Origin of the sequence: Alkalimonas sp. (genome assembly GCF_020831925.1) — a bacterium.
Taxonomy (GTDB): domain Bacteria; phylum Pseudomonadota; class Gammaproteobacteria; order Enterobacterales; family Alteromonadaceae; genus Alkalimonas.
Genome location: NZ_JAFIFQ010000017.1, coordinates 18,436 through 39,826, shown reverse-complemented (window position 1 = coordinate 39,826; position 21,391 = coordinate 18,436). Strand labels below are relative to the sequence as shown.

Sequence of the window (21,391 nt, the reverse complement as noted above, 5' to 3'; positions counted from 1 at the left end):
TTGCCACACTGAAAAGAAAACACGAGGCCCCTATGCGAACTTTACTCCTTGGCGTATTACTCGCCAGCCTGTTATACCCACTCCACGCTACTGAACGAACCCCCTCCGCGCCGGAGCGCGATCAAGGTGATGGCCCATATTCACGGCTGATTTTACGCGGTGGTACCTTGATCAGCGGCGAGGGTGCGCCACCGGTTGGCCCGGTCGATATCGTCATTGAACAAGACCGCATTGTTCAGGTCGCCATTGTCGGGTACCCGGACGTGCCCATCCTGGAAAACCGCCGGCCAAAGGCTGCAGCTGGTGATAAGGAGATGGATGTCAGTGGTATGTACATCCTGCCTGGCTTTATTGATATGCATGCCCATATCGGTGGTTCAGCCCAGGGGATCCCCGCTGAGTATGTGTTCAAACTTTGGTTGGCCCATGGCATTACTACAGTGCGTGAACCCGGCAGCTTTAATGGCCTGGAGTGGACCTTACGCCACGTCAAAGCAGCCGAAGCAAACAGCATTGTAGCGCCACGCATTATTCCTTATGTCGGCTTTGGACAGGGCCTGAGCCGCCCAATAGGCAATGCCGAACAAGCCAGACAGTGGGTACGGCAGCTCAAACAGGCCGGTGCCGCTGGCATCAAGTTTTTTGGTGCTACCCCAACCATTATCTCCGCCGCGCTGGATGAGGCACAACAGCAGGGACTTGGTACCATGATGCATCATGCTCAGCTGAATGTGATGCGTACCAATGTGCTGGACAGCGCCCGTATGGGCCTGAACTCGATGGAGCACTGGTATGGCTTGCCGGAAGCCTTATTTACCCGTCAGGTGATTCAGCATTACCCCGCCCATTACAACTATCAGAACGAGCAGGATCGCTTTGGCGCCGCCGGAGAGCTCTGGCGCCAGGCCGCAGAGCCTGGCTCCGATAAATGGAATGCCGTACGGGATGAACTGATTGCGCTGGACTTTACCATCAACCCCACCCTTACCATCTATGAAGCCAGCCGCGATGCCGCAGCGCAGCGTAATGCCGAGTGGCATCAGCACTATACCCTGCCCACCTTGGAGCGTTTTTTTACCCCCAGTCGCTATGCCCATGGTTCTTACTGGTTTGACTGGACCACCGATCATGAAATCAGCTGGCGCGAAAACTACCGGATCTGGATGCAGTTTTTAAATGACTTTAAAAATCATGGCGGCCGGGTCACGGTTGGTTCAGATGCCGGTTACATCTACAAAATCTATGGTTTTGCTTTTGTGCAGGAACTGGAGCTGCTGCGCGAGGCTGGTTTTAATGCGCTGGAAGTGATTCAGTCAGCTACCTTAAACGGCGCCATTGCCCTTGGCATGGAAGATGAGATTGGCAGTGTGGTTCCCGGTAAAAAGGCCGATTTGCTGATTGTGGCAGAAAACCCGTTGGCTAATTTTAAAGTGCTGTATGGTACTGGTCATTATCGGTTGGATGACAAAAACCAACCGATGCGAACGAAAGGTGTTCGTTATACCATCAAAGATGGCATTGTGTATGATGCCCAGCGCCTGCTGGCCGATGTACGTGTCATGGTGGAGCAGGCCAAAGCAGCCGAAGCAAAGCCATAGCACCATCTCTTTTCCTGCCTGTAAACAGCCCCACCTCTTTGGGGCTGCTCAATGCCCTAACTATTTCGGTCAGAACTTAATGGCTTTATACTCTTTAAAGGTTGTGCCAGAATAAAATTTTGCAGTAGGAATCAGTATGCAGCTTTCAACTCAGGACCTTGATATTTTGCTGGCCGAGCCTTCGGATGTGCAGCGCAAGATTATCCGGCAAAAACTTAAAGCAGAAGACGTGCATCAGGTGGCGGAAGCGGCCAGTTTGCAACAAGCCATTACGGCTATCCGCCAGCACAGGCCGGACGCCATTGCCAGCGCGCTGCATTTTGCCGATGGCACTGCGCTGGAGCTGCTGCAGCAGCTAAAAACTGAGCCTGCCACCGCTGATATACCGTTTTTACTGGTCTCCAGTGAAACTCGTAAAGAACAGTTAGAAGCCTTCAAGCAATCCGGTGTGATTGCGATTTTGCCCAAGCCCTTTGATGCCGAGCAGCTTGGAAAAGCGCTTAATGCCGCCATCGATTACATCAGTCCTTCTGAGCTGGAACTGGATTTATTCGATGTGCATGATGTGCGGGTGCTTATTGTTGATGACAGCCGGCTGGCACGCAATCATATTCGCCGGGTGCTGCAAAACCTTGGCATGCAGCACATCAGTGAAGCAGACGATGGCAAGGCTGCGATGGAGTTTATGCAACAACAGTTAGTTGATCTGGTGGTCACCGACTACAATATGCCGGAAGTCAATGGCGAGGAGCTTACCCGCTTTATCCGCGAGCACAGCACCCTGTCACACATCCCCATCCTGATGGTCACCAGTGAAGCCAATGATGCCCATCTGGCCAATATCGCCCAAAGCGGTATCAATGCCCTGTGCGATAAGCCCTTTGAGCCAGCCGCGGTGAAAGAGTTGCTGTATCGCATTCTGGGTCAGGACTAAGCCGGCTGGCAACGTGTCACAAAAAAGCCAGCATCGATGCTGGCTTTTTCAAATCGTACTGCGCTGTTAGCTTTGCAACAGCGAAATATCCGCTACCTGCAAGAACAGTTCACGCAGCTGCTTCAACAGCGCCTGGCGGTTAGCGCGAATGGCCGCATCCTCGGCATTGACCATCACCTGATCAAAGAAATTATCGATGGCCGTGCGCATTGCAGCCAGATGGGCCAGCCCATCGCTGTAGAATGGTGCTGTTGCCTGGTACTGCTGTTCAGCGACAATGGCCTGATACAGTGCCTGCTCTGCGGCTTCTGACAACAGCTCCGGTTTCACTACTTCCGCGATGTCACCTTCGACTTTAGCCAAAATATTGGCGACCCGCTTATTAGCCGCCGCCAGTGCTTCAGCAGCGTCCAGCTCGCGAAAGGCTGCCACGGCTTTGATCCTCCGATCAAAATCAGCTGGCGTGGTTGGCCGACGAGCCAGCACCGCCTGGATTACATCCACCGCATAGCCTTGCTCCTGATACCAGCTACGGAAGCGCCCCAGCACAAAATCCAGCACATCCTCTGCTACCTGAGTGTTGCTAAGCTTGCTACCAAAGCTCTGTTTGCTGGCGTCAATCAAGGCTACCAAATCAAGCGGCAATTGTTTTTCTACCAAAATACGTAAAGCACCTATTGCGGCCCGACGCAAAGCAAAGGGATCTTTATCACCTTTCGGTGCCTGACCAATGCCAAAAATACCAACCAGCGTATCCAGTTTATCGGCGATGGCTACTGCACAGCTTTCCAGTTGGGTTGGCAAGTCGTCACCGGCAAAGCGCGGCATGTACTGCTCGTTTAGAGCCAACGCTACGGCTTCGTCTTCACCATCCAGCCGGGCGTAATGCATGCCCATAATACCCTGCACTTCCGGGAACTCGCCCACCATATTGGTCATCAGATCGGTTTTCGACAACAAGCCAGCCCGGCTGGCCGCGGTCGCATCGGCGTCAATCTGCCCTGCGATCCAACCAGCTAGCTGACTGATCCGATCTGACTTTTCAGCCAGAGTACCCAGCTGTTGCTGGAACAACACCGTAGCCAAACTTGGCAGGCGATCCGCCAGTTTGGTTTTCTGATCGGTGACAAAGAAAAACTCGGCATCGGCCAAACGAGGCCGTACCACTTTTTCATTGCCTTCAATGATTTGCTGTGGATCCTTACTGCGAACATTGCTGATAAAAATAAACTGATTCAATAATTTACCATCAACATCCTGCAGTGGGATGTATTTTTGGTTGTCTTTCATGGTGGAGATCAATGGCTCAGCCGGCACCGCCAAAAAGCGCTGCTCAAAACTGCCAACCAACAACTCGGGCCATTCCACCAAAGCAGTAATTTCATCCAGCAAGGCCTGGTCCAGCAAAGGCACGGCCTTAAGTTCTTTGGCTGTACTGGCCACTGCGTCAGCAATCAGCTGCTGCCGCTCAGCAAAGTCAGCCACCACGAAAGCCGCTTTGAGCTGTGGCAGGTAATCGTCGGCATGGTTAAAACTGACTTTGTCCGGGGCATGGAAGCGGTGGCCATAGCTTTGCCGGCCAGCCTCACGTCCCAAGATGGTAGCAGGAACCACCTCAGTACCATACAACATCACCACGGTGTGTACCGGCCGGATAAACAAGGCATCCGAGTTACCCCAGCGCATCGGCTTGGCAATGGGTAGCTTCTGCAGCGCCATCTTCACCACATCGGCCAGCAGTTGTCGGGTATCACTACCAGCTTGCTGTTGCTTAAACAAAAGCCAGGCGCCCTTCTCGGTTTCCAGTCGCTCTGCTTCAGAGACATCAATACCCAAGCCTCTGGCCCAGCCTGCAGCTGCCTTGCTGGGATTACCATCGGCATCAAAAGCGGCACTAAGCGCTGGCCCGCGCTTTTCCACCAACTTGTCGGCTTGCTTGGCTTGCAGCTGATTGACCCGAACAGCCAAACGGCGTGGTGCGGCGTACCAGCTAACGTCGCCATGCGTTAGCTCCAGTGACGCAAGCTCGGCCTTAATGTTGTCGGCAAAAGCCGTTGCTAATGTTTTCAGCGCTTTCGGTGGCAACTCTTCGGTACCAATTTCTACCAGAAAATCCTGCGTCATTGCGATGCCTCCTGCGCTGAAGTTTTACAAAGAGGAAAGCCCAGCGCTTCGCGGGCGGCGTAGTACGCTTCGGCACAGGCTTTCGCCAGAGTACGTACCCGTAGGATGTAACGCTGGCGCTCAGTCACCGAAATCGCATGGCGGGCATCCAGCATATTAAAGGCATGTGATGCTTTCATCACTTTCTCATAAGCTGGTAATGGCAGGCCCTGTTCGATTAAATAGTGACTTTCTTTTTCGCATTGATCAAATAAGGCAAACAAGGCGGGTACGTCGGCATGCTCGAAGTTATAACGCGACTGTTCTACTTCATTTTGATGGAACACATCACCATAACTGACTTTTCCAAGCGGGCCATCGGCCCAGACCAGATCATAGATGCTATCCACACCCTGGATGTACATGGCCAGGCGCTCCAGACCATAAGTAATTTCGCCTGATACCGGTTTGCACTCCAGGCCACCAACTTGCTGGAAATAGGTAAACTGCGTGACTTCCATGCCATTGAGCCAAACTTCCCAGCCCAACCCCCAGGCGCCTAAAGTTGGTGACTCCCAGTTGTCTTCAACAAAGCGGATATCATGCACCAGGGTATCGATGCCCAGTTCACGCAAAGAGCCCAGATACAGCTCCTGGATATTGTCCGGAGAAGGTTTCAGTAGCACCTGAAACTGATAGTAATGCTGTAAACGGTTTGGGTTTTCGCCATAGCGGCCATCGGTTGGCCGACGACAAGGCTGCACGTAAGCTACATTTGTCGGCTCAGGGCCCAGGGAGCGCAAAAAAGTCATCGGGTGAAAGGTACCTGCGCCCACTTCCAAGTCCAGCGGCTGTACGATAACGCAGCCCTGGCGTGCCCAGTAGTCCTGTAAAGCCAGGATCAGGCCCTGAAAGGTATTTAAGTCATACTTTTGCATGGGTTTTGTATTCCATCTATGTAAAAAGGGGCAGGCAGATGCTGGCCCCTTTTGGGTTCGTTTCGTCAATCGCTACCGGGGGCTTAAACGTCCAGGTTAGCGACCCGCAACGCATTCTCTTCAATAAAGGCCCGGCGCGGCTCAACGTGATCACCCATCAGGGTGGAGAACAGCTGATCGGCACCAATGGCATCTTCAATGGTCACCTGCAGCATGCGGCGGGTATTCGGGTCCATGGTGGTTTCCCACAGCTGGTCCGGGTTCATTTCGCCCAGACCTTTGTAGCGCTGAATGTAGAGCCCTTTTTTCGACTCGCTCATCAGCCACTCCAGCGCTTCTTTAAAGCTGCTCACCGGCTTGGTCTTCTCACCACGGCGTACGTACGCGCCCTCTTCCATCAGATCGCGGATTTCATTACCAAGTGCAGCAATGCTCAGGTAATCTCTGGAGCTGATAAAGTCGTGGTGCAGGACATAGTCGTATTCGATACCATGCTGACGAACGGTGATTTTAGGCAAGAACAAATGACGCTCGCGGTCTTCATGCACCTGATGTACATAGCTGGTGCCATTGCCTTCCAGTTGTTGCAGCTGCTCGACCAGGTTCTTCACCCAACCACTGACAAAATCATGATCTTTACACTGCTCAACGCTAAGCGATGGCACATAAATCAGTTCATGCAGTAACAGATAGGGAATTTTTCGGGCCAGCCGATCCAGCGTATCCATCACTTTGTGGTATTGGCGTACTAAGGTTTCCAGCTGAGCACCACCGATACCAGGCGCATTCTCGTTGACATGCAAACTGGCTTCATTCAACGCCAGCGTGGTCAGGTACTCAATCCGGGCAGCTTCATCTTTCAGGTATTGCTCCTGCTTGCCCTTTTTCACCTTGTACAGTGGCGGTTGGGCAATGTAGATATAGCCTTTTTCAATCAGTTCCGGCATCTGCCGATAGAAGAAAGTCAGCAACAGGGTGCGGATATGTGAACCGTCGACGTCCGCATCCGTCATCAGAATGATGCTGTGGTAACGAATTTTATCCGGGTTGTACTCTTCGCGGCCAATCCCACAACCAAGCGCTGTGATGAGTGTGCCTACTTCCTGCGAAGAAAGCATCTTATCGAAACGGGCTTTTTCCACGTTCAGGATTTTACCTTTCAGTGGCAAAATGGCCTGATTCTTTCGGTTACGGCCTTGTTTGGCGGAGCCACCGGCCGAGTCACCCTCCACGATGTACAGTTCAGATAAAGCAGGATCTTTTTCCTGACAATCGGCCAGCTTACCGGGTAAGCCAGCGATATCTAAAGCGCCTTTACGTCGCGTCATTTCCCGCGCTTTACGCGCAGCCTCACGGGCTCGGGCAGCATCCACAATTTTGGTCACGATGATTTTAGCATCGTTCGGGCTTTCCAGTAGGTACTCGTTCAGGCGCTCGTGCATAGCACTTTCAACAGCCGATTTGACTTCCGACGACACCAGTTTGTCTTTGGTCTGCGAACTGAACTTCGGGTCCGGTACCTTGACACTGATAACAGCCGTTAAGCCTTCACGGGCATCATCGCCAGAAGCTGCCACCTTCATTTTTTTGGCGTAGCCTTCCTGATCAATGTAGGTATTCAGAACCCGGGTCAAAGCTGAGCGAAAGCCAGCTAAATGGGTACCACCATCGCGCTGTGGGATGTTGTTGGTAAAGCAGAAAATATTTTCCTGGTAGCTGTCATTCCACTGCATGGCCACTTCAACCGAAATACCATCTTCCCGCTCTTGCGTAAAGGTGAAGACTTTGGGGTGAATGGCGGTTTTATTCTGGTTCAGATAAGCAACAAAGGCCTGAATACCACCTTCGTATTTGAAGTGATCCCGTTTGTCGGTGCGCTCATCGGTCAGAATAATGCTGACACCTGAGTTCAGGAAGGATAATTCACGCAATCGCTTGGCCAGGATATCGTAGTGGTAATTGATGTCGGTAAATACGGTAGGACTTGGCCAGAAACGAATTTCGGTGCCACTGTCTTCAGTTTCACCAATAACGGCTAAAGGAGCTTGTGGTACACCCAGGTGGTATTCTTGCTCAAACACCTGCCCTTTACGACGGATGGTCAGCGCCAGTTTATCGGATAGCGCATTCACCACCGATACACCTACTCCGTGCAAACCACCGGATACTTTGTACGAGTTGTCGTCGAACTTACCACCGGCATGCAGGACTGTCATAATGACTTCAGCGGCTGATACGCCCTCTTCATGCATATCAGTCGGAATGCCACGACCATTGTCACGCACGGATACCGAGTTATCGCTGTAGATAGTGACCCAGATATCGCTGCAATGCCCTGCCAGCGCTTCGTCAATGGAGTTGTCCACCACCTCGAATACCATGTGATGCAAGCCTGAGCCGTCATCGGTGTCACCGATGTACATGCCCGGGCGTTTACGAACTGCATCCAGTCCTTTTAATACTTTGATACTCGATGAATCATAATCATGTTCGGCCATAATCGTCTGTCCGTAGTGTCAATGTACCATGTTCCACGTGAAACACCGCTGTACTGTCTTGCGGCATAAATTGCAGAACTGGTTCAGGTTCAATTGCGGTCACAAAAACCTGTGAGTTAATTGTTTTAAGTAATTGAAACACCTGCTGCATGGAGTCCGCATCCAGCTCGGAAGCCAGATCATCGATCAACAGGATTGGTTGCTTACTAGCAACCGCGCCAATTACATTGCTCTGAGCAATTTTAAGTGCAAATAATAACATCTTTAGCTGCCCACGTGATAACACTTCTTCTGCAGGCTGCTGCTCTACTTTAATCCGTAAATCTGCTTTTTGCGGCCCGGCTTGGGTAAAGCCCATTTTGGCATCCGTAGCCCGGTTCTGCTGCAACAAATCGGCCAGGCTGTGTTGTTGATTCCAGCCAGGATAAAATTGCAGTTGCACTTGACTAAGCAACGCATGGCTGGCTACCAAGCGCTGAAATTCATCACTAAGTTGCTGCAAGTAGTTTTCTCGCAGTGAAGTGATCGCCTCGGCACTCTGGCAAAAAAAGTTATCCCAGTAGCGGAACTGCTCTGCCGTGGCTCCTTGCTTTAACAACGCATTGCGCTGCTTATTCGCTTTACTGAACACTTGCCAGTGTTGATAAAAGGAAGGTTCCACGTGAAACAATCCCATATCAAAGAAATGCCGTCGCTCTTTCGGCCCGCCAAAAAAAATACGAAAGCTATCAGGAGTAATCAATTGCACCGGCAATAGGTGGGCAATGTCCGCCAAGCGTTTTGCTGTTTCGCCATTTAACCGCAGCGTCAGCTCCCCTTGCTTACTGCGCTGCATACCAACTACATTCAACTGGCCGGCTTGCATGATTTTGGCATGCACAACGCTGAGCTCAGACTCAAAGCGAATCATGCGTTGCAGCCTGGCCGTGCGGAAGGAGCGGCCATGGGCCAAAAAATAAATGGCCTCCAGCAAACTGGTTTTGCCGCTGCCGTTGGCCCCGCAGATTAAATTAAAGCCGGCGGCGGGCTGAAACTGCTGGCTGGCAAAATTACGAAAATCGGTGACGGATAACAGCTGAAGCGACATGCCGGTGCGAATTCTACAGACGCATCGGCATTACAACGTAGGACGCCTGGGCGTTGCCAACCCCTTCAATCAACACACTGGAATTGCTATCACTCAAATGCAGCATCACCAAATCGGTATTTAAGCTGTTCAGAACATCCAGCACATAGCTAACATTAAAACCAATCTCAAGTGCATCGCCTTGATACTCGACCTCAATCACTTCTTCCGCTTGCTCATGCTCTGGGTTATTGGCGGTGATCTGTAGCTCACTGGGTGCCAGATTAAAGCGCACACCACGGTATTTTTCATTGGACAAAATCGAAGCCCTAGTACAGGCATCTTTTAACACGGGTCGATGAGCCGTTACCTGCTTGGTGCTGTTACGTGGGATCACCCGGCGGTAATCGGGAAAACGCCCATCAATCAACTTGCTGCTGAAACTAAAAGCAGCATGGACCAGACGGATATGATTTGAGCCCAGGCTCAGCGTCAGGCTGCCATCATCATCTGGCAATAAGCGCAGCATTTCCAACACGCCTTTGCGGGGAATAATCAGCTGTTGCTGGGCATTGACGGGTTCACTGAGTTGCAACTGGCTCATGGCCAGTCGATGCCCATCGGTGGCGACGGTCCGCACCAGTTGCTGATCCACCTCAAACAACAGGCCATTTAAGTAATAGCGCACATCCTGATTTGCCATGGAAAAAGCGGTCTCTTCCAGCAAACGCTTTAACTCAGCACGTGACAACTGCAGATTGACCTCTCCCTGCCAACTTTCAAGATTCGGATAGTCCAAGGCTGGCAAGGTAGTCAGGGTGAACTTTGCTTTGCCGGAACTTATCACAAAATGCTCGCCAACCAGTGTCAGCTCAATTTGACAGCCATCCGGTAAGCTACGACAGATATCCAGCAATTTACGCGCAGGCACAGTAATGCGCCCTTGCTGATGCACCTGACTGACCGATACACTGGCCACCATTTCAATTTCCAGATCAGTTCCGGTTAACGACAACTGATCCTGTTGCACATCCAGCAGCACATTGGAAAGGATCGGCAAGGTATGACGGCGTTCGATGGCGCCAGAAACCATTTGCAGTGGCTTTAACAGTGTTTCTTTGTCGATGCTAAGGTGCATAACGGGTCCCTATTATGACGATAAGGTGCGCAGTAAATTCTGAAAATCTTCTTTGATTTCGTGCGTTTCTTCTTTTAATGACTCAATCTTACGACAGGCATGCAATACCGTGGTGTGATCGCGACCGCCAAAAGCATCACCAATTTCCGGCAAGCTATGATTGGTCAACTCTTTTGCCAATGCCATTGCCATCTGCCGTGGCCGGGCAACTGAGCGACTGCGACGTTTCGATAGCAAATCGGCGACACGGATTTTGTAGTATTCGGCGACGGTCTTCTGGATATTTTCAATAGTAACCAGCTTGTCCTGCAGGGCCAGCAAGTCGCGCAGCGCTTCACGGACAAAGTCGATGGTGATCGGACGACCGGTGAAATTGGCATTGGCAATCACACGGTTAAGTGCACCTTCGAGCTCACGCACATTCGAGCGCAGCCGTTTAGCAATAAAGAACGCGACTTCTTCCGGCAAACGGATCTGATTCTCTTGCGCTTTACGCATCAGGATCGCCACCCGGGTTTCCAGCTCTGGCGGTTCAATGGCAATGGTCAGGCCCCAGCCAAAGCGGCTTTTCAGCCGATCTTCCACGCCGTCAATTTCTTTCGGGTAGCGATCGCTGGTCAGAATAATTTGCTGATTGCCTTCCAGCAGCGCATTAAAAGTATGGAAAAACTCTTCCTGTGAACGCTCTTTGTTGGCAAAGAACTGGATATCATCGATTAGCAATGCGTCCACAGATCGATAATAGCGTTTAAACTCTTCAATGGCGTTGTTCTGCAGCGCTTTGACCATATCTTGGACAAAGCGCTCGGAATGCATATAGATGACTTTGGCATTTTCCTTTTGCGCCAGGATGCCATTACCGACGGCATGCAATAAGTGAGTCTTACCTAAACCGGTACCACCATAAATGAACAGCGGGTTGTAGGCCGTACCTGGATTATCCGCCACCTGACTTGCAGCAGCCCTGGCCAACTGGTTTGATTTACCTTCAACAAAGTTTTCAAAGGTATAGCTGGCCTTGACATTGGATTTAACGATTGATTTAGGCGCTGGCTCTGGCATGGCAGGGCGGCTACTGGCAGGTGCACTTGCCGGTGCCGCATGCGGCTGCTCATTCTGATGACCTTCCTGAGGTTGTGGCCGGCTGCCAACATCAAATCGCAGCCTAGGTGCATTATCCCCGCAGTAATCATGAATCAACTCATTGATTCTATTTAGGTATTTCTCACGAACCCAGTCAAGCACAAAGCGATTAGGCGCATAGAGTGTCAAAGCTTCATCAGAGCTTGCGGCTTGCAGCGGTCGGATCCACATGCTGAAATGTTGTGCTGGCAATTCCTGCTGCAACGTTTGCAGGCAATTTTTCCATACGGACTGGTACACCCTAGCTCCCTGAATCGTTTCTTATGGCTGTAGCGCATCTTAAAATAGGTAAGCGAGCATTATGAGCCTAGTTATCCACAACTTCAATATTGACTTTTTATAAAAAGCTCCTCGCTTAGACAGTTAATGGCAAGCCATTGAATATATACAATATTAATTTCCAGGCAATGGCTTTTTATCCATATGGTCAGAGCTGCTGCCAGTGCCCGTCACCATGGATAGGCAAACAAAATTGCACACACTTTATTCAAAGCGAACGACGCGCCTGTGGAAAACAGTGGATCGGCCAGGATCTTGACAGATATTCCTTAGGATCGCATTGACTTTCAAGTCAGGACTACGTAAAATTCGCGCTCATTTTTATCAACTGTGTTTTGGTGTTTCACTGAGGTAATACTAAAACAGAGCTAATTCTTAGTATTATCTTAAGCGGACGGACAAGAATATGAGCAAAAGAACTTTTCAACCTAGCGTATTAAAGCGTAAGCGTGTGCACGGTTTCCGTGCTCGTATGGCGACTAAAAATGGCCGTCAGGTCCTGGCGCGTCGTCGTGCCAAAGGCCGTAAGCGTTTAGCTGTCTAACCGACAGCTAAGTGCTACGTGCAAAACTTTAAATTCGGCAGGGAGTTACGTCTGCTAACTCCTGGCGAATTTAATGCCGTCTTTCAACAGCCATTTCGGGCTGGCTCTCCTCTCTTTACCATCCTTTGCAGCAACAATAACCTCGATCATCCAAGGTTAGGTCTGATTATTGCCAAAAAACGTGCTAAATTAGCCGTGGATCGCAATCGCATCAAACGCTGCATCCGGGAAAACTTCCGTTTGCAACAGCATCGCCTGCCCGCCATTGATTTGGTGGTGATGGTAAAAGGCCCGATCTCAGACACTGAGAACCAAGAACTCAGCAAGCAACTGGAGCGGTTATGGAACAAAATCTGTCGCCATTACAGCGTCTAGCTTTGGCCTTGTTGCACGGCTATCAAAAACTGATCAGTCCGCTGTTCGGTCCCAGTTGCCGGTTTCATCCCAGCTGCTCCCACTATGCCATTGAGGCCATCACCCGCTTTGGGGTGCTCAAAGGGACTTGGTTAGCAGCGAAACGTCTATTAAAATGTCACCCCTTACATCCTGGGGGTCACGATCCCGTTCCTGAAAAGCACAATGAGAAAAGCTAACCTATGGACTCGCAACGTAGTATTTTAATCATCGCGCTCGCTTTCGTCAGTTTTCTGCTGTGGAAACAATGGCACCAAGACTATGGACAAGAGCCTGTCGTCAGCCAGCCTCAGGCTGAGCAGCTGGACAGTTCCGGCGAGCTGCAACTCTCCGCCGATGAGTTTGGCACCCAACCGGTGGCCAGCACACCAGCTGTAGGCCCAGCCAGCAGCCAGCATGAGCAAATTGTGCGGGTTGAAACCGATGTGCTGCAGGTAGAAATCAGTACACGCGGTGGTGACATTGTCGGCCTGAAGCTTTCACAATACGAGCTGACCAAAGACAGCCAGACTCCTTATGTGATGATGCGTCGCCAGACCGGCTTCAACTACATTGCCGAGTCGGGCCTGATTGGCCAGCATGGACCTGATGCCCGCAGGGGTAATCGCCCGGTGTATCACACCGATCAACTTAACTTCACGCTTGCATCCGGCCAACAGGAGTTGGTGGTCCCTCTGCATTACGAGTATCAGGGACTGCAGATTGAAAAGCGCTTTATTTTTCGCCCGGGCCAGTACGATGTCAGCGTCGAATACCACCTGAGCAATGCCAGCGATGAAGTACGGGTGGTACAAAACTACCAGCATTTGCGTCAAACCATTGATGGCGGTAAGGACAGTAGCTTTTTTATGCCGATTTACCGGGGTGCCGCTTACGGCACTGCCTCGGATCGCTATAAAAAGTACAACTTCAAAGACATGCAAAAGAGCAACCTGTCGATCCCGACTCAGGGCGGTTGGGCTGCCATGCTGGAGCATTACTTTGTGGCCGCCTGGGTTCCGGAGCAGCATGTCGATAATTTGATTTATAGCCGTTACCATCAGGGCCAAGGGTTGATAGGTACCTCCGGCCCCATGTTGCAACTGCAACCTGGTGAGCAAACACTTATCACGACTACCTTCTACGCCGGTCCGAAAATCCAGGACAACCTGGCCGAGCTGGCTAATGGCCTGGATTTAACCGTCGATTATGGTTTCCTGTGGTTTATCTCCCAGCCACTGTTCTGGTTACTGACCTTGATCCAGGGCTTTGTAGTGAACTGGGGTCTGGCCATTATTCTGATCACCATCATCGTCAAAGGGGTGATGTACCCACTGACCAAAATTCAGTACGAATCGATGGCGAAGATGCGCAACCTCAAGCCTAAAATTGAGGACCTGCAAGCCCGCTACAAAGATGACCGCCAGAAACTTGGCCCGGCCATGATGGAGCTGTACCGCAAAGAGAAAGTCAACCCTATGGGCGGCTGCTTACCCTTGCTGCTGCAAATGCCAATCTTCCTGGCGCTGTATTGGGTCTTTGTCGAAAGTGTGGAACTGCGTCATGCGCCCTTTATGCTATGGCTGCAGGATCTGTCGGCGCCGGATCCATGGTTTATCTTACCTGTGTTGTTTGGTGCCAGCATGTTCATGATGCAGAAACTGACGCCAATGACTGTCACCGATCCAATGCAGCGCAAGCTGATGATGTGGATGCCGGTCGCTTTCTCGGTGTTCTTTATTTGGTTCCCAAGCGGCCTGGTGCTGTACTGGCTGGTCAGTAACCTGATCTCACTGGCCCAAATGCTCTATATTTACCGGGGCATGGAGAAAAAAGGCCTGCATAGCCGTAAGGCGTAAGCCAAGCAATGCAGAAAAAAGCCTGTGATTCACAGGCTTTTTTTATAACCCCGAACGAGGATTTTATGTACAGCACCGAAACCATTGCCGCCATTGCTACTGCCACCGGACGCGCCGGCGTCGGCATTATCCGTATTTCCGGCCCGGCTGCCAGCCTGGTTGCCCAAGCGGTGCTGGGTAAAATCCCCAAAGCCCGCACGGCAAACTATCTGCCGTTTCTGGATGCGGATGGCAAGGCATTGGATCAGGGCATTGCGCTGTATTTCCCCGGGCCCAACTCCTTTACCGGCGAAGATGTGCTCGAGCTGCAAGGCCATGGAGGCCCCGTTCTACTGGATATGCTGCTGCGCCGGGTCATCACCCTGCCCCAGGTGCGCATAGCCCGGCCAGGAGAATTCAGCGAACGCGCTTTTTTGAACGACAAATTGGATCTGGCTCAGGCCGAAGCCATCGCCGATCTGATTGATGCCAGCTCGGAGCAGGCAGCCCGCTCTGCCATGCACTCCTTGCAGGGGGAGTTTTCCGCCCGCATTCATGCGCTGGTAGAAAAAGTCATTCACCTGCGCATCTATGTGGAAGCCGCCATCGACTTCCCGGATGAAGAAATCGACTTTTTATCCGATGGCAAAGTGGCCGCGGATTTGGCCAGCATCATCGACGATTTGGCCAGCATTCGTCGCCAGGCCAATCAGGGCAGTATTTTGCGCGAAGGTATGCGGGTGGTCATCGCCGGGCGGCCCAATGCCGGTAAATCCAGTTTACTGAATGCCCTGGCGGGTCGTGAAGCGGCCATAGTGACGGATATTGCCGGTACCACCCGGGATGTACTGCGCGAGCACATTCATATCGATGGCATGCCACTGCATATCATCGATACCGCCGGGCTGCGTGAAGCCAGTGATCAGGTGGAACAAATCGGTATTGAACGCGCCTGGCAGGAAATAGAGCAAGCCGATCGGGTGCTCTTTATGGTGGATGGCACCACCACAGATGCGACCGATCCGCATAGCATCTGGCCGGATTTTATCGACCGGCTACCAGCTAAGCTTGGCATCACGGTGATACGCAATAAAGCCGACTTAACTGGCGAACCAATGCAGGCCGAGCTCCAGCAAAGCGTACCGGTCTTTCGGTTATCAGCCAAAACCGGCGCTGGCATCGAGGCACTGCGGGAGCATTTAAAGCAATGCATGGGCTTTGAGGGCACCAATGAAGGCAGCTTCCTGGCCCGCCGCCGTCACCTGGATGCGCTGGAACGTGCCCATGAACACCTGACAACCGGCCAGGAGCAACTGCACAGTTTTATTGCCGGTGAGATCCTGGCCGAAGAGCTTCGCTTAACCCAGCAACACCTGAATGAAATCACCGGCGAATTCAGCTCCGATGATTTATTGGGGCGGATTTTTTCCAGTTTCTGTATCGGTAAGTGACCTACCACCAACCCTTCTTGCGGAAATACCAGAGCAGGCCGCCGGCGATGGCGGCCATCAGGCCTAAGATCAGGCCGTAGCCATATTGCCAGCCGAGCTCAGGCATAATCTCAAAGTTCATGCCGTAAATACCGGCAATAAAGGTCAGCGGAATAAAGATACTGGCCATCATGGTGAGGACTTTCATCACCTCATTGGTGCGATTGCTGACACTGGTAAGATACAGATCCAGTAAGCCACCCAGCACATCACGCAAGGTTTCCATGGTATCGATGATATGCACACAGTGGTCGTAGACATCGCGTAGAAAAATACGGGTTTCCGGTTTAATCAGTGCGTATTCATCGCGCAGCAGACTGCTGAGTAACTCGCGTAGGGGCCAAACGGCTTTGCGCAGCATCAGCATTTCGCGCTTAAAGTGATGTATTTTGCTAAGCACAGCAACGGTCGGGGAGTCCATCAGCTCATTTTCCAGCTGTTCAATATGATCGCCACACTGCTCCAGCAAGGTAAAGTAATGATCGACCACTGCATCCAGCAGGGCGTAAGCCAGGTAATCGGCGCCAAAGCCCCGCAAGCGCCGACCTGCCTGCAGCCGCTGCAAGACACCTTCAAATACATTCCCCGGCATCTCCTGCAAACTGATCACGGTGTTTTCTAACAGGACCAGACTGATCTGCTCCGCTCGGATTTCTCGGCTTTCCGGGTGAAAATGCAGCATTTTAAATACAATAAACAAATAATCAGGATGCGCCTCAACCTTAGGCCTGTGGTCGGTATTCAGCATATCTTCCAGCACCAGCGGATGCAGGTTGAACTGTTTACCCAGCTGCTCTACTGGCGCAACGCCCGTAAGACCACAGATATTCAACCAACGGACCATACCGGTAGGCTGCGCTGGGAGTTGCCCCAGATCAGTGAGAGTATCGTCCAGCATCCGACTGCTGTCGTACTGAAGCAATTGCCAGATAGAGGCTTGGCTTGATGGATGGCCGGTATAAACCAAGGTGCCGGGTGCCGAACCTGCTTTTTTGCCTTTTTTACGAACCAGTCTGCCAGCCATTCATCTATCCTTTTCCACAATAAAAACTTCGATCTGGGCAAAGCTCAGCTTGTCCAGCAAGCCAGGTTTGGATAACCGGGCATCAGTACACCAGTGCTAAAACGGGATATGCACCTGCACATTGCCGCCGCCAAAGGACAGGTTATGCAACTCGATGGTCGGGTTTATCCGGATCACCGCGCCACTTTGCTGATGCAGATGCAATTCAACCACAGGCACAAGCTTGGCCAGCACGCCACTGAAATCGAGTGGTTCCTCATCATCCGGCCTTAGGCCCTGAAGATCGGCATAACTGAGCATCAAGGCTGGCTTGAAACGGATCCACGGCCGCCAGTTCCAGGCCATACCAGCGTACAACGTCCATTCATTTCTGTGTTCTAACACGGCCTGCTCCGCCAGCTGGGTTTGATCGCGCTCGCGCAACGTCTGATAGCGAATACCACCCCAATACTCTACCGGCTGAGCGCGTCGTGATTGCAGCTCCAGACTGGTGTCGGTAAATTGCCGGCGCAGTGCAAACGCCAGTATATCGCCCTGAAACTGTTGCCGTAAGCCATAAAGCCCCTGCGTCTGCAGACCCAGCTGCCAGCTGGCCGTAACAGGGTACAGCCAGCCAAGGCCTGCTGAGTACTGCTTATCGGTCCACTGCTGCGCCAAATCCGGCTGATGGTACTCCATCTGCCGGTTCAGATTGGTAAAGCCATACAGCTGCTGGCCAGCGGGCAAGGAAGTGCCAGCCGCCAGGTGCAAGGTTAAGGGCTTCTGCTGATAAAAGCTGCTGTCGTAGGTTTTGCTGTTGTACATCGCATCCGGCGACACCAGGGTTGCCCGCAGCCAGCGCTCAGGGCGGGGCCGCCAGTAAGCTTCCAACTGCAGATCTATTTCATCCTTACCGCCACGAACATCGCCCCAAACACCAAGCTCCAGGCTGCCATCGGCATTGACATAACCACTGCCAAACAAGGTACGATCAAAGCGACCATCCAAGTCTTCATCACGGCGAAAACGCACGCCGACAAACATAGGCACATCGAATTGAACCCGTTTTTGCAGATGTGACTGCACAAAAAACTCGCGGCTACGGGTACTGCCGGCAGTACCATACCAGCCATCCTTGGCCCAGCTATGCTGCATCCTGACCACCGGCAACGGCTGAAAGCTGGCACGATGCAAAAAACTCTCTTCGGTCAGCACAAAGTTACGACCTTCCAACCGTTCCAGCCGAAAGGGCTCTGGCCCACCCCAGCCATACGCCAGCACGGAACTGCTAACAAACAGGGTCGTTAAAGCGGCCAATGGACGTCGCATGCATGCATCCTTTTTGCAAAGTTCAAATCCGTTACAGAGTAGCATAGCAATCAGGTTGCAAGCGATGGCAGACTGGTCTGATACCATCCATTGAACGTAATCAATACTCTAAGATACAGGAGGCACGCATGCATCGGCTGGGGTTATTTTGGTTTCAACAGGATGTACGGCTCAGCGATCAACCGGCACTGACGCAAGCCTGTGCTGAGTGTGATCAGCTGATCCTGCTGTACTGCGCCGAGCCTGGCTGGTTCAGCCCGGGCCGTTATCACAGCAAACGCATGGGCATGCAGCGTTGGCGCTTTCTGGTGGATAGCCTGCAAGAGCTTAGTCACCAGCTGCAACATCGTCAGCAACAATTGGTGCTGCGCTTTCAGTCACCGGTCGAAGCCATCAGCCAACTGATCAGCCAGTACAAGGTTGATGCCATCTACCAAAGCCGCCAGCCTGGTTATTACGAGGCCCGTCAGTGGCGGCAGTTACAACAGCGCTTTCCTTATCTGAGCTTTCAAAGCCTGGACAGCAACACCCTCTTTAGCGAACAGCAATTGCCCTTTGCCCTGACAGAGCTCCCAGCCAGCTTTAGTCAGTTTCGCAAGCAAGTGGAGGATTTACCGCTGAGCACAGCCATCGCTGCCCCGCAACGACTTCCTCCTGCCCCCAAAGGCATAAACAATGATCAGCTCCCCGGTTACCCGGCCTGGCTGAGCTCAGTGTTCTCCGGTGGAGAATACAGTGCCCAGCAGCACCTGCAGCGTTACTTTGCCAGCGACCTGCCCGGTTTTTATAAAGAAGTGCGCAATGCGCTGGATGGGTTTGATAATTCCACCAAGTTCTCACCCTGGCTGGCAGCCGGTTGTTTATCAGCCCGGCAGGTAGTGACGGCACTACAGGCGTTTGAAGCACGTCATGGTCGGAATGACTCCAGTTACTGGATCTACTTTGAACTCTTGTGGCGTGAGTATTTTCATTGGTACAGCCATCGCTATGGCAAAGCTTTGTTTCTTCGCCAGGGCATCAAACAACGAGCCCCGCTAACCAGCTTTTATCCACAACGTTTTCGCGCCTGGTGCGAGGGCAATACGCCTTTCCCACTGATCAATGCCTGCATGCGCCAGCTGAAACAAACCGGTTACCTATCCAATCGGGGTCGTCAACTGGTTGCGAGCTGTTTTGTCCACGAGTTACAACTGGACTGGCGCTACGGCGCCGCCTGGTTTGAACAACAGCTGATTGACTACGATGTGGCCATCAACTGGGGCAATTGGCAGTATCTGGCCGGCGTTGGTGCCGATCCCCGAGGCCATCGCCAGTTTAACCTGGTTAAACAACAGCAACTCTATGATCCCGATGGCAGCTATATCCGCCAGTGGCAGGGCGAGGCCAATGCACTGGCGCTGGACAGTGTCGATGCCGCTGACTGGCCTTGCTCAGGCTAAAAGGCGTACTGCCTGGTTGCGGGAACAAGGACACCCAGTTAATTGCGGCTGGCCGTTTTACCAAGTACCAACATAGCAATACCAGCTACAGCGGCTGCCGCGCCAAAGATTAGAAACCAGATGGTGGAATCGGTAAAGCGACCGGTAACCGCTTCTTTGACCTGATCGCCTAGGCTTTGCGATGATTGATAGGCGAAGAACAACAAAATCAACCCAACCACCACCAGAACGATGGCCAACACCCTGCTATTCATCAGTTCAGTCATCGTTAATTTCTCCTAATACGGTTCCTTCCTTGTAACCATGCTTCTTAGTTTTCCCTTTTTTAGCGGTATCCTTGTTATCTGTCTCCTTGTCTGCAACCTGCTGTTCTTTTCCTTTATTGGTATTTTTGCTCCAACTGTGTTTATTCTGATTTGCGCTCATATATCTTGCTCCAGCGGTTAGTGTCGTTTAAATCTGCCTCTTGCCATCGTGGTTTTGAATGCAGAATGAGCTTTCAGGCTAACTGAAGCACAATCTCTGGTCTGTACGCTGACGAACCTATAGCGCGTATTTTTTTCAGCGCCTGATATAAATAAGAACGGCAGAGACTTTCGCCTCTGCCGCTTACTCCCTCACGCTTTAATAAGCGTACCAACCTCTAATCACGACTGGCAAACTTCGGTGCTGAGTTCAGATCCTCGCGTGTCACATCAACCAGCAGTTCCTGCTTATCCCCAGTGCCTGAACGGGTAACATTGTCCCAACCGATGGCAACGTCTTTTTGGCCCATACCAAGGAAGCCACCAACGCTGACGATAATAGCGACAATCTGGCCCTGCTCATTCAGGATCAAATCACCTACAGAGCCAATATCTTCGTTGTCATTGGTGCGAACATTGGCACCAATCAGGTTGTTGGCGTGACTGCCCCTGATTGGCGTTGAGTCGATGTGGCCGCGGTTTTGCTGGCGAGACTGGTCACGAGCGCTGCGTTGGTCCGTTCTTGTCTGCATATCAGACGGCTGGGCACCTTGTTGCATGTTTTGCGCTGCACGCTGCTGGGCACTTTGCTCTCGCTGGGTGTTGCTGGCTGCGCTGGATTGCTCGCGTTTGACAAACTTCGGTGCAGAACGGAGATCATCGCGTGTTACATCAACCCGCAACTCCAGCTTATCCGCAGTGCCTGAGCGGGTAATATTATCCCAACCGATGGCTACGTCTTTTTGGCCCATACCAAGGAAGCCGCCAACGCTGACGATGATAGCAACAATCTGGCCTTGTTCATCAAGGATCAGATCGTCTACGGAGCCTATATCTTCGTTGTCATTGGTGCGGACATTGGCACCAATCAGATTGCTGGCGTGCGCTCCCTTGGCTGGCACAGCGTCGATATGCCCCCGATTTTGCATGCGAGCCTGATCATGCGGTTTGCGTTGACCGAGCTCAGTCTTGCGCTCAGCAGAACTGCTTTTGTCGTAGTTGCCCGTCTTATTACTGCTTTGCTGGTTAAGCTGGGTACTTTGTTGTAAAGCACGACTGTCTTGCTCAGCTGAGGACTGAGCCAGCACTGAGGCTGCGCCTAAAGTAAGTGCTGGCGTGACCAAGGCATAAAAAACAAGCGAATGTAACTTTTTCATGTGAATCTCCTTTGAATCGGCTGTGTTAGTCAGACGA

At 51.9% G+C, this 21,391-nt stretch carries 19 protein-coding genes; 8 read left to right on the top strand and 11 right to left on the bottom strand.

Translation table 11 applies throughout. The annotated features are described in order from the left end of the window. Positions 1-32 precede the first annotated feature (32 nt). Together JJU14_RS07315 and JJU14_RS07310 are read left to right on the top strand one after the other, a co-directional pair. Positions 33-1,598, top strand: a complete 1,566-nt coding sequence (locus JJU14_RS07315; protein ID WP_228612090.1) for an amidohydrolase family protein — start codon at positions 33-35, stop codon at positions 1,596-1,598. A 136-nt stretch (positions 1,599-1,734) separates the two neighbouring features. Continuing rightward, entirely contained in the window at positions 1,735-2,532 is a 798-nt protein-coding gene (locus JJU14_RS07310; protein WP_228612088.1) for a response regulator, read from the top strand. A gap of 66 nt (positions 2,533-2,598) precedes the next feature. On the opposite strand, the gene glyS is transcribed toward JJU14_RS07310, so the two are convergent. From glyS to dnaA, 6 genes are all read right to left on the bottom strand, one after another. Then, entirely contained in the window at positions 2,599-4,656 is a 2,058-nt protein-coding gene (glyS, locus tag JJU14_RS07305; protein ID WP_228612086.1) for a glycine--tRNA ligase subunit beta, read from the bottom strand. Next, complete coding sequence (glyQ, locus tag JJU14_RS07300; protein ID WP_228612084.1) at positions 4,653-5,573, bottom strand: glycine--tRNA ligase subunit alpha; 921 nt, start codon at positions 5,571-5,573, stop codon at positions 4,653-4,655. Before glyQ ends, glyS begins: the two co-directional genes overlap by 4 nt. An 83-nt stretch (positions 5,574-5,656) precedes the next feature. Then, positions 5,657-8,071, bottom strand: coding sequence for a DNA topoisomerase (ATP-hydrolyzing) subunit B (gene gyrB / locus JJU14_RS07295; RefSeq protein WP_228612082.1), 2,415 nt, complete (start codon positions 8,069-8,071; stop codon positions 5,657-5,659). Next, complete coding sequence (gene recF, locus JJU14_RS07290; protein WP_228612080.1) at positions 8,058-9,158, bottom strand: DNA replication/repair protein RecF; 1,101 nt, start codon at positions 9,156-9,158, stop codon at positions 8,058-8,060. The genes gyrB and recF overlap by 14 nt, the downstream gene beginning before the upstream one ends. Positions 9,159-9,171: 13 nt before the next feature. Further along, positions 9,172-10,275, bottom strand: a complete 1,104-nt coding sequence (gene dnaN, locus JJU14_RS07285; RefSeq protein WP_228612078.1) for a DNA polymerase III subunit beta — start codon at positions 10,273-10,275, stop codon at positions 9,172-9,174. A gap of 12 nt (positions 10,276-10,287) precedes the next feature. Continuing rightward, complete coding sequence (dnaA, locus tag JJU14_RS07280) at positions 10,288-11,658, bottom strand: chromosomal replication initiator protein DnaA (RefSeq protein ID WP_228612076.1); 1,371 nt, start codon at positions 11,656-11,658, stop codon at positions 10,288-10,290. A gap of 445 nt (positions 11,659-12,103) precedes the next feature. On the opposite strand from dnaA, the gene rpmH reads away from it, so the two are divergent. The 5 genes from rpmH (at position 12,104) to mnmE (ending at position 15,923) form a co-directional block, all read left to right on the top strand. Next, positions 12,104-12,241 carry a 50S ribosomal protein L34 gene (gene rpmH, locus JJU14_RS07275; protein ID WP_091342706.1) on the top strand — a complete coding sequence of 46 codons (138 nt, stop codon included), beginning with the start codon at positions 12,104-12,106 and terminating at the stop codon, positions 12,239-12,241. Between the two features lie 18 nt (positions 12,242-12,259). Next, positions 12,260-12,616 carry a ribonuclease P protein component gene (gene rnpA / locus JJU14_RS07270; RefSeq protein WP_091342708.1) on the top strand — a complete coding sequence of 119 codons (357 nt, stop codon included), beginning with the start codon at positions 12,260-12,262 and terminating at the stop codon, positions 12,614-12,616. Further along, the gene (gene yidD / locus JJU14_RS07265) at positions 12,583-12,834 is read left to right on the top strand and encodes a membrane protein insertion efficiency factor YidD (RefSeq protein WP_228612074.1); all 252 of its coding nucleotides are present in this window, start codon (positions 12,583-12,585) and stop codon (positions 12,832-12,834) included. The genes rnpA and yidD overlap by 34 nt, the downstream gene beginning before the upstream one ends. 3 nt (positions 12,835-12,837) lie before the next feature. Continuing rightward, the gene (yidC, locus tag JJU14_RS07260; protein WP_228612072.1) at positions 12,838-14,493 is read left to right on the top strand and encodes a membrane protein insertase YidC; all 1,656 of its coding nucleotides are present in this window, start codon (positions 12,838-12,840) and stop codon (positions 14,491-14,493) included. A 65-nt stretch (positions 14,494-14,558) separates the two neighbouring features. After that, positions 14,559-15,923: a tRNA uridine-5-carboxymethylaminomethyl(34) synthesis GTPase MnmE gene (gene mnmE / locus JJU14_RS07255; protein ID WP_228612070.1), complete on the top strand. Its 1,365-nt coding sequence runs from the start codon at positions 14,559-14,561 to the stop codon at positions 15,921-15,923. Position 15,924: 1 nt separating this feature from the next. Here mnmE and corA read toward each other — a convergent pair whose 3' ends face one another. Together corA and JJU14_RS07245 are read right to left on the bottom strand one after the other, a co-directional pair. Next, positions 15,925-16,986, bottom strand: coding sequence for a magnesium/cobalt transporter CorA (gene corA / locus JJU14_RS07250; protein WP_228612068.1), 1,062 nt, complete (start codon positions 16,984-16,986; stop codon positions 15,925-15,927). Between the two features lie 96 nt (positions 16,987-17,082). After that, positions 17,083-18,294 carry a hypothetical protein gene (locus JJU14_RS07245; RefSeq protein WP_228612066.1) on the bottom strand — a complete coding sequence of 404 codons (1,212 nt, stop codon included), beginning with the start codon at positions 18,292-18,294 and terminating at the stop codon, positions 17,083-17,085. Between the two features lie 128 nt (positions 18,295-18,422). Here JJU14_RS07245 and JJU14_RS07240 point away from each other — a divergent pair, with 128 nt between their 5' ends. Beyond that, entirely contained in the window at positions 18,423-19,733 is a 1,311-nt protein-coding gene (locus JJU14_RS07240) for a DASH family cryptochrome (protein ID WP_228612064.1), read from the top strand. Positions 19,734-19,771: 38 nt separating this feature from the next. Here JJU14_RS07240 and JJU14_RS07235 read toward each other — a convergent pair whose 3' ends face one another. The 3 genes from JJU14_RS07235 to JJU14_RS07225 form a co-directional block, all read right to left on the bottom strand. Further along, positions 19,772-19,999, bottom strand: coding sequence for a DUF3185 family protein (locus JJU14_RS07235; RefSeq protein ID WP_228612062.1), 228 nt, complete (start codon positions 19,997-19,999; stop codon positions 19,772-19,774). Next, positions 19,992-20,159: a hypothetical protein gene (locus JJU14_RS07230; RefSeq protein ID WP_228612060.1), complete on the bottom strand. Its 168-nt coding sequence runs from the start codon at positions 20,157-20,159 to the stop codon at positions 19,992-19,994. Before JJU14_RS07230 ends, JJU14_RS07235 begins: the two co-directional genes overlap by 8 nt. Positions 20,160-20,376: 217 nt before the next feature. Continuing rightward, positions 20,377-21,354 carry a PRC-barrel domain-containing protein gene (locus tag JJU14_RS07225; protein ID WP_228612058.1) on the bottom strand — a complete coding sequence of 326 codons (978 nt, stop codon included), beginning with the start codon at positions 21,352-21,354 and terminating at the stop codon, positions 20,377-20,379. Between the last annotated feature and the right edge of the window lie 37 nt (positions 21,355-21,391).

Excerpts from the sequence above, each read along its gene's own strand:
- gyrB (WP_228612082.1), bottom strand. The coding sequence starts at position 8,071 with ATGGCCGAACATGATTATGATTCATCGAGTATCAAAGTATTAAAAGGA.
- JJU14_RS07230 (WP_228612060.1), bottom strand. The coding sequence starts at position 20,159 with ATGAGCGCAAATCAGAATAAACACAGTTGGAGCAAAAATACCAATAAA.
- JJU14_RS07245 (WP_228612066.1), bottom strand. The coding sequence starts at position 18,294 with ATGCGACGTCCATTGGCCGCTTTAACGACCCTGTTTGTTAGCAGTTCC.
- mnmE (WP_228612070.1), top strand. The coding sequence starts at position 14,559 with ATGTACAGCACCGAAACCATTGCCGCCATTGCTACTGCCACCGGACGC.
- JJU14_RS07235 (WP_228612062.1), bottom strand. The coding sequence starts at position 19,999 with ATGACTGAACTGATGAATAGCAGGGTGTTGGCCATCGTTCTGGTGGTG.
- rpmH (WP_091342706.1), top strand. The coding sequence starts at position 12,104 with ATGAGCAAAAGAACTTTTCAACCTAGCGTATTAAAGCGTAAGCGTGTG.
- corA (WP_228612068.1), bottom strand. The coding sequence starts at position 16,986 with ATGGCTGGCAGACTGGTTCGTAAAAAAGGCAAAAAAGCAGGTTCGGCA.
- dnaN (WP_228612078.1), bottom strand. The coding sequence starts at position 10,275 with ATGCACCTTAGCATCGACAAAGAAACACTGTTAAAGCCACTGCAAATG.
- yidC (WP_228612072.1), top strand. The coding sequence starts at position 12,838 with ATGGACTCGCAACGTAGTATTTTAATCATCGCGCTCGCTTTCGTCAGT.
- JJU14_RS07315 (WP_228612090.1), top strand. The coding sequence starts at position 33 with ATGCGAACTTTACTCCTTGGCGTATTACTCGCCAGCCTGTTATACCCA.
- JJU14_RS07225 (WP_228612058.1), bottom strand. The coding sequence starts at position 21,354 with ATGAAAAAGTTACATTCGCTTGTTTTTTATGCCTTGGTCACGCCAGCA.
- recF (WP_228612080.1), bottom strand. The coding sequence starts at position 9,158 with ATGTCGCTTCAGCTGTTATCCGTCACCGATTTTCGTAATTTTGCCAGC.
- glyS (WP_228612086.1), bottom strand. The coding sequence starts at position 4,656 with ATGACGCAGGATTTTCTGGTAGAAATTGGTACCGAAGAGTTGCCACCG.
- JJU14_RS07240 (WP_228612064.1), top strand. The coding sequence starts at position 18,423 with ATGCATCGGCTGGGGTTATTTTGGTTTCAACAGGATGTACGGCTCAGC.
- yidD (WP_228612074.1), top strand. The coding sequence starts at position 12,583 with ATGGAACAAAATCTGTCGCCATTACAGCGTCTAGCTTTGGCCTTGTTG.
- JJU14_RS07310 (WP_228612088.1), top strand. The coding sequence starts at position 1,735 with ATGCAGCTTTCAACTCAGGACCTTGATATTTTGCTGGCCGAGCCTTCG.
- glyQ (WP_228612084.1), bottom strand. The coding sequence starts at position 5,573 with ATGCAAAAGTATGACTTAAATACCTTTCAGGGCCTGATCCTGGCTTTA.